6 protein-coding genes and 1 pseudogene are annotated in these 8188 nt (G+C 56.2%); 1 reads left to right on the top strand and 6 read right to left on the bottom strand.

Translation table 11 applies throughout. The annotated features are described in order from the left end of the window. Positions 1 to 191, top strand: a 191-nt coding sequence (locus tag RTK32_RS15380) for a TrmH family RNA methyltransferase (protein ID WP_312045489.1), incomplete at its 5' end; no start/stop codon positions are given. A 95-nt stretch (positions 192 to 286) separates the two neighbouring features. Here the strand turns inward: RTK32_RS15380 and emrB are convergent. From emrB to nrdE, 6 genes and pseudogenes are all read right to left on the bottom strand, one after another. Then, the gene (emrB, locus tag RTK32_RS15375) at positions 287 to 1822 is read right to left on the bottom strand and encodes a multidrug efflux MFS transporter permease subunit EmrB (RefSeq protein ID WP_312045487.1); all 1536 of its coding nucleotides are present in this window, start codon (positions 1820 to 1822) and stop codon (positions 287 to 289) included. 17 nt (positions 1823 to 1839) lie between these two features. Beyond that, the gene (gene emrA / locus RTK32_RS15370; protein WP_312045486.1) at positions 1840 to 3000 is read right to left on the bottom strand and encodes a multidrug efflux MFS transporter periplasmic adaptor subunit EmrA; all 1161 of its coding nucleotides are present in this window, start codon (positions 2998 to 3000) and stop codon (positions 1840 to 1842) included. 149 nt (positions 3001 to 3149) lie between these two features. Beyond that, positions 3150 to 3680: a transcriptional repressor MprA gene (gene mprA, locus RTK32_RS15365; RefSeq protein ID WP_312045484.1), complete on the bottom strand. Its 531-nt coding sequence runs from the start codon at positions 3678 to 3680 to the stop codon at positions 3150 to 3152. Between the two features lie 473 nt (positions 3681 to 4153). Continuing rightward, the gene (locus RTK32_RS15360) at positions 4154 to 5338 is read right to left on the bottom strand and encodes an MFS transporter (protein ID WP_312045482.1); all 1185 of its coding nucleotides are present in this window, start codon (positions 5336 to 5338) and stop codon (positions 4154 to 4156) included. A gap of 192 nt (positions 5339 to 5530) precedes the next feature. Further along, a complete protein-coding gene (gene nrdF / locus RTK32_RS15355) occupies positions 5531 to 6490 on the bottom strand; it encodes a class 1b ribonucleoside-diphosphate reductase subunit beta (protein ID WP_312045491.1) in 960 nt (319 codons plus the stop codon). Between the two features lie 39 nt (positions 6491 to 6529). Beyond that, positions 6530 to 8167, bottom strand: a pseudogene (nrdE, locus tag RTK32_RS15350) (class 1b ribonucleoside-diphosphate reductase subunit alpha); the annotation flags it as partial. Positions 8168 to 8188 lie beyond the last annotated feature (21 nt).

The following is an 8188-nucleotide window of genomic DNA, read 5'->3' as shown; positions in this document are numbered from 1 at the left end:
CGCTGGCGCAGGCTGCGCTGCCCGCTAAAATGGTGCTGGTATTGGGCCAGGAGAGCGACGGTCTGTCCGACACCACGCTGGAGCAGGGCGATCTTAGCGTCTCTATCGGCGGCACCGGCCACGTTGAAAGTCTTAACGTTTCCGTAGCGACCGGCATTTTGCTGGCTGAATGGTGGCGTCAGAACGCCTGAGGTGAAGCGGGCCTGGCCCGTTGATGCCGTCTGCGAACGCTGACGGCTAAGCCATTAAAAACGGGCCATTGCGGCCCGTTTTTTTTCGTACTGACTCAGTGTGCGCCACCGCCGCCGCCACCGGAACTGAACGGGGGACGGGCGAACCAGACCAGCACCAGCAGAAACAGGAAGACGCCTGCGGATGCCCAGAAAATCTCGTTAGCGGAGATAATCAGCCCCTGATTTGTGATCTGCTGCGCAATCCAGCCCGAAGCCTGATCGTGCGACATACCCAGCTGGTTCAGCCTGGCGTACATCTCCTGCGAATTAAAGTTGTAAGCGTTCACTGACTCCGTAAGCTGGCTGTGGTGCATGGCCTCGCGGTCGGTCCACATGGTTGTGGTGATAGAAGTCCCGATCGAGCCGGCCAGCGTACGCGTAAAGTTCGACAGGCTGGACGCCGCCGCCAGCCGCTCTGGCGGTAGCCCGGACAGCGTGATAGTGGTCAGCGGCATAAAGAAACAGGCCACGGCAAAGCCCTGAATAAACTGTGGCCAGGCCGACGCGCCGAAATCCATGCCCGGTTCAAAGGTATAAGCGCGCCAGTAAAAACAGACCGCATACATAATAAAGCTGAAGGTGACCAGCTTGCGCATATCCAGCCGATGGGCAAACCGGCCGATGATGGGTGACAGGATCACCGGCAGAATGCCGACCGGCGCGGAAGCCAGTCCGGCCCAGGTCGCCGTGTAGCCGTAGACCTCCTGCAGCAGCTGCGGCAGCAGCACTATCGAACCAAAATAGAGCATGTAGGCCAGGCTGATACAAAGGCAGCCGATGGTAAAGTTTCTCGACTTAAACAGCGACAGATCGATGATAGGGTGGTCGTCCGTTAGTTCCCACACCAGCAGCACGGCCAGCGCTATCACGGCGACAATGGTTAGCGTGATGATCTCCGGCGAGCTGAACCAGTCCAGTTCCTTGCCGCGGTCAAGCATCATCTGTAGCGAGCCAATCCCGACAATCAGCAGCACCAGCCCGACCGTATCGATAGGCCGGATAGCGGTTGCCGTTTCCCGGTTGCGCAATGTTTGCAGCGTCAGGATCACCACCGCCACGCCAATAGGCACGTTGATAAAGAAGATCCAGCCCCAGTGATAGTTATCGCTGATCCAGCCGCCTAATATAGGCCCGCAGATAGGCGCGACGATGACCGTCATCGCCCAAAGTGACAGAGCAATACTCCGCTTTGCAGGCGGATAGTTACTGAGCAGAAGGCTCTGCGACAGCGGGATCAGCGGCCCTGCTACCACGCCCTGCAGGACGCGGAAGAAAATCAGCATGCCCAGGCTGTTGGACATGCCGCACAGCCAGGAGGCGACGGCGAAAGCAGCGGTTGCCCAGACAAAGAGCTTCACTTCACCCACGCGCTTCGCCAGCCAGCCGGTAATCGGGATCGAAATCGCATTGGCAACGCCGAACGAGGTGACCACCCAGGTACCCTGCGAGTTAGAGGCCCCCAAGTTCCCGGCGATGGTCGGAATGGCCACGTTGGCGATAGTAGAATCCAGTACCTGCATAAACGTCGCCAGCGACAGCGCGATGGTCATCAGAACCAGCTGGGTGCCTTCAAGCGGTTTTTGTGCCACAACGGTCTCCTGCGCGCTTAGCCCGCATTTGCGTGAATGATATCGGCAATCAGCTGGTTGACCGGCGCCAGGTCCAGCGCCAGCGCATCACTTTCATAAGCGGGCTGCTGGCGTGCGCTGGTGGCAAGGACGCTGCCGTCTTTATGGCTGGTATCGATACTAACCAGCGTGGACAGGCCGATGCGCAGCGGATGACGCGCCACTTCGTCCGGGTTCAGCTCAATACGTACCGGCAAACGCTGCACCACTTTAATCCAGTTGCCCGTAGCATTTTGCGCAGGCAGCAGCGAGAACGCACTGCCGGTGCCCATATCCAGCCCGACGACTTTGCCGTGATAAACCACGTCGTCGCCATAGATATCGCTGACCACGGTCGCTGGCTGACCAATACGGACATCGGCCAGCTGTGTCTCTTTATAGTTGGCATCCACCCAGAGGTTTTTCTCCGGCACGACGGCCAGCAGCGGCGTAGTGGTAGCGATTTGCGAGCCAACCTGCACGCTGCGCCGGGACACAAAACCGTCAATCGGGCTGACGATCTCGGTGCGCTGCAGGGCCAGCCACGCGTCACGCAGCGCGGCGGCGTTCTGTTTAACCGCAGGCTGGTTTTCCAGGGAAGTCTTCAGCACAGCCGCCTGATTGGCGTTGTACTGTTCGATCGCTACCTCAAGCTGCGCCTGCGCGGTCGCAACGGCATCGCGCGCATGCTGCAGATCTTCGCGTCCGATCAGGTTCGCGGCGCCCAGCGGTTCACGGCGCTTCAAATCGCTCTGTGCCTGGGCAAGGGCGGTTTTTTGCAGGTCGATGGTGGCCTGATACTGTTTGCCATTGATGATCAGCTGATGGGTCTGACGCACGCTGGTCGCCAGTGCGGTCTGCGCCTTTTCAAAAGCCTGCTCCGCGTCCGTTTTATCCAGCGTCACCAGCACGTCGCCTTTGTGCACGCGATCGGTATTATCAAACCAGACCTTATTGACGCTGCCCGATACCTGCGCCATTACCTGTACCTGATTACCCGCTACGTAAGCATCATCCGTTTCCTGGAAATGACGCAGTACGATAAACCACCAGGCCAGCCAGGCCAGCCCCGCGATGACGAAGATGACCGCCAGCACGATGAGCGCGCCTTTGCGCTTTTTCTTTTTAGGGTTAGTAGGTTGTTGTGCTTCTGCACTCATAAGATTCTCCACGTTCATCCTGGCAGGCTCCGGAGGCCGCTTCCGGATCCGAAAATGCCAGCGCGTAAGCGCTGGCATCAGTTGGTTTGCGGCTAAAATAGCGATAAGCAGCAGCGGTTGTGTCGCACAATATGCTATCGCTGGAAAGCTTAGCGAGAAAGGGCGGCTACTGTCTCTTCTTCGTCCATTTTATCAAGGCGAGTTAACAGCTTACGCGTTATACCTTCCAGCTGGCCTTTTTCAGCCGGACTGAGGGCGGACCAGAGCAGCTGCAGGCACTGATGCTGGGGTGGCAGCAGCTGGCGCAGAAAATCATGGCCTTTCTCGGTTAAATGCAGATGCAAGCAGCGGCGATCGTTGTCGCTTTCACGACGTTCAATCCAGCCGCGCTTTTCCAGTTCATCAGCAATACGGGTGGCATTGGTACGGGACGATCCCAGCGCGGAGCTGAGTTCTGAAGGCTGAATACTGTGATTTTCCTGCGCGTCGAGCGTGATCAGCGCCATAAACAGCGTCTCGTTAATCCCCTGTGCCTTGAGCATTTTGTTGCGGTTTTCCAGCAGCTTGCTCTGCATGTGCATGCAGAGGCGCGTCAGCATAATTTCCTGTAAAGGGAAATCTTTCTGGCGGTTAGCGCGGAAATTCAGCATCTGTTCAATGGGGGCAAACGAACTTTCCATCTGGGGGAACCTCATAAGTTGCAACGGGTATTGTAACGACGGCGATACAAAGTCGTGTCTATCGGCCGGCATGGCCAGCCAACGCCATCTTTCATGTCCAGGTCACTCCTTAACCCAGGGCGTTATGCAGCGCCGGAACGGGGCGCTGCTACAGGCTCTGCCTGCTACGTCCGAACCCTGAGGCCGGGCGGAAACGACCCGCAGGCAGGAAAGGGCGATAGCGTCGCTAAACAGCTGTCAAACCCAATTGCCTGGCAGGCCGGGGTAATCAGCACGCGGGCCGGTTACGCTTGATGCTATAGCCGGAAAAGGCCGTATAGCGCCACGTAACCGGGGGGCATTACCGTTAAGAATTTAATAGTTGCAATCGAAAAAGTAACTAACCTGAATAAGTGTAAGGCTAACCATACCAGACTGTGTAAACGCTTAACAGGGCGGTATTACTGAAAGTGTTGCAATACATTATCAACTGGTTAATCCGTTATCAGCTCGTGACGAGAGCCTCGCCACCAGCTCAACAGGTTAAGCACGGTGATGAAAGCGCCGACGGCACACACACCGTGCCAGCCAGCATGCTGATAGGCCGCCGCCGAGAGCAGCGAGCCGGCGGCTCCGCCGATAAAATAGCTGGTCATATAGCCTGCCGTAAGGCGGTTGCGCGCCTCGGGCATGGCACGGTATATCACGCTTTGATTGGTGATATGCACGCCCTGCACGGCTAAATCGAGCAGGAGAATGCCGATAATCAGCGCGATCAGTGAGTGACCGCCCATTGCGGTGATCGCCCAGGAAGCCAACAGGATCAGCAGGCCAACCGTGGTGGTTAAGCGGGCTTTGCCTTTATCGGCCAGCGAACCGGCCTGACGTGCCGCGAGCGCGCCTGCAGCACCCACCAGCCCGAGCAGGCCGATGCCGCCTTCTGAAAAACCGTAAGGCGGCGAAGCCAGCAGGAAAGCCATTGAGGTCCACAGGATACTGAAGTTAGCAAAGGCCAGGCAGCCGATAACCGCGCGGGTTCTCAACACTGGCGTGGTAAAATAGAGGGTAAAGATAGAGCGCAACAGCTGCGGATAATTAAGCGGCACCGACTGTTTATAGCGCGGCAGATAGCGCCACAGCGCCAGCGCCATCAGCACCATCAGCACGCTGGCAACCCAATAAACGGTGCGCCAGCCGCCCAACTGCGCCAGGGCGCCTGCCACGGTGCGAGCCAGCAAAATGCCCAGCAGCAGCCCGCTCATCACCGTGCCCACCACTTTGCCGCGCTTTTCTGGCGCCGCCAGCGTGGCCGCCAGCGGCACCAGGATCTGCGCTACTACCGAGAACAGCCCGGTCAGTGCCGTACCCAAAAGCATAAAAGCAATATGGGTGGAAAGCGCGGTAATCACCATGCCGCCTGCTGCCAGCAGACTCATCACGACGATGAGTGCCCGGCGTTCCAGCATATCGCCCAGCGGAACCAACAGCAGCAAACCGGCCGCATAACCAAGCTGGGCGGTTGTGACGATAAAGCCGGCCTCGTTGACTGTAAGGCTAAAGGCGCGCGCGATGGTGTCCAGTAGCGGCTGCACGTAATAGTTGCTGGCGACGGAAAGGCCGGTGGCCACCGACATCAGGGCAACAAGGGCGGAGCTAAGGCCGGGCTGAGGGGATTTCATGGTGATAATCAGAAATTTAAAGAGAAGGATAGCTGGATAGTAACCTGAAAAACTATTCTGTTTATAGAGTTATTTACAATTCAAACCGGTTGTCGGCACGCCATCAATAGCGCCTTTCGGCCAGATAAGGATAAACAGGCAATCGAGAAAATAGTCGGGCGGACGGCTGACTAAAAAGCCGTCCGCCGTTTTTTAAAAATTCCAGTCTTCATCTTCGGTGTCGACAGCTTTCCCCATCACGTAGGAAGAGCCGGAACCGGAGAAGAAATCGTGGTTTTCGTCAGCATCAGGCGACAGTGCGGCAAGAATAGCGGGATCCACGTCGGTCAGCTCTGCCGGGAACAACGCCTCATAACCCAGGTTCATCAGTGCTTTATTGGCGTTATAGTGCAAAAACGTCGTCACTGTTTCGCACCAGCCCGTATCGTTATACAGATCCGCCGTATAAGCCAGTTCGTTCTCATAGAGTGCCAGCAGCAGCTCCACCGCGAATTGCTGAAGCGCCTCGCGTCTGGACGGGCTCTCTTTTTGCAGCGCTTTCTGGTACTTATAGCCAATATAATAGCCATGTACCGCCTCGTCTTTGATAATCAGCCTGATCAGGTCGGCGGTATTGGTCAGCTTGCCACGACTTGACCAGTACATGGGCAAATAAAAGCCGGAGTAGAACAGAAAGGATTCCAGAAAAACGCTGGCGATTTTCTTTTTTAACGGATCGTCGTGGTGATAGTGTTCCAGGACGATATCGGCTTTTCGCTGCAGAAAGGCGTTCTCTTCACTCCATTTATAGGCCGCCTCGACATCACTGGTATGGCACAGCGTGGAGAAAATAGAGCTGTACGAGCGCGCATGAACCGCTTCCATAAAGCTGATATTAGACATCACCGCTTCTTCATGCGGCGTCAGCGCATCCGCCATTAGCGCTGGCGCACCCACGGTGTTCTGAATCGTGTCGAGCAGCGTTAGTCCGGTAAATACGCGGAGGGTAAGCTGCTGCTCCTGTTGGCTCAGGCTGTTCCAGGCAGGCATGTCATTGGAGAGCGGGATTTTTTCCGGCAGCCAAAAATTCGAAGTCAGACGGTTCCAGACTTCCAAATCTTTTTCATCTTCGATCTGGTTCCAGTTAATAGCGTGAACGCGTTTTAGTTTCATCATATTTTAAGCGAATGCTTTCGCTCCCTTGTAGTTAACTCAGAGCGAGCAGGACACGCAGCCTTCGACCTCGGTACCGGGCAGGGCCATCTGACGCAGGCGAATGTAATACAGCGTTTTGATGCCTTTTTTCCAGGCGTAAATCTGCGCCTTGTTGATATCGCGCGTGGTAGCGGTATCGCGAAAGAACAGCGTTAGCGATAGCCCCTGATCGACATGGCGTGTCGCTTCGGCATAGGTATCAATAATCGCTTCCGGCCCGATATCGTAGGCGTCACGGTAAAACGCCTGGTTAGCGTTAGTCATAAACGGCGCAGGATAATAAACGCGACCCGTTTTGCCTTCTTTACGGATCTCAACAGGTGAGACGATAGGGTGAATGCTCGACGTGGCGTGGTTGATATAGGAGATCGAACCGGTCGGTGGGATCGCCTGCAGGTTCTGGTTATAAATACCGTGGCGCATCACCGCGTCGCGAAGCTGCCGCCAGTCATCCTGCCCGGGCAGAACGATGCCCGCTTTGGCAAACAGCGCGGCAGTTTCCGACGTGCGTGGCTGCCATGGCTGATTAACATACTGGTCAAAGTAGTCGCCACTGGCGTAACGGGATGCTTCAAAGCCCACAAACCGCTCGCCGCGCTCTTGCGCAATCAGGTTAGAGGTACGCAGCGCATGATAGGTGATGGTGTAAAAATAAAGATTGGTGAAGTCCAGTGCCGCCGGTGAGCCGTAATGAATGCCTTCACGCGCTAAGTAGCCGTGCAGGTTCATCTGACCGAGGCCGATAGCGTGCGACTGCGCGTTGCCGTTTGCAACAGAAGGCACGGAGCGGATATCGCTCTGGTCGGAAACCGCCGTCAGGCCGCGCACCGCAATTTCCACCGTACGGCCAATATCCGGCGAGTCCATGGTGTGCGCGATATTCAGCGAACCAAGGTTGCAGGAAATATCCTTGCCGATATGGCGATAGCTTAAGTCATCATGGTAGTCGGTAGGCGTATTGACCTGCAGGATCTCCGAGCAGAGGTTGCTCATATTAATCCGACCCTTAATTGGGTTGGCGCGGTTAACCGTGTCCTCAAACATAATATAGGGATAGCCGGACTCAAACTGAATTTCCGCCAGCGTCTGGAAGAATTCACGCGGATTAATAAAAGTGCGGCGGATGCGCTCGTCGGCCAGCATCTCCTCATATTTTTCGCTGATGCTGATATCGGCAAAGGGCAGGCCGTAAAGGCGTTCGACATCGTAAGGTGAAAAGAGCGCCATGGGCTGGTTGGTTTTTGCCAGCTGGAAGGTGATATCGGGGATAACCACGCCCAGCGATAGCGTCTTGATGCGGACTTTCTCGTCGGCGTTTTCCCGTTTAGTATCCAGAAAACGCAGAATGTCGGGATGGTGCGCGTGCAGATAAACCGCGCCCGCCCCCTGACGCGCACCCAGCTGGTTGGCGTAGGAAAAAGCATCCTCCAGCATTTTCATCACCGGGATCACGCCGGAAGACTGGTTTTCAATACGCTTGATTGGCGCACCGGCTTCGCGCAGGTTAGAAAGCAGAAGCGCCACGCCGCCGCCGCGTTTGGACAGCTGGAGCGCTGAATTCACCGCACGGCCGATCGACTCCATATTGTCTTCAATACGCAGCAGAAAACAGGAAACCAGCCCATGGCGCTCTTTTCACCTTACGATGTCGAACGC

Source organism: Erwinia sp., assembly GCF_031978025.1.
Lineage (GTDB): Bacteria > Pseudomonadota > Gammaproteobacteria > Enterobacterales > Enterobacteriaceae > Erwinia.
The sequence above is the reverse complement of the archived record's forward strand: the minus strand, read 5'-3'. Positions and strand labels throughout refer to the sequence as shown.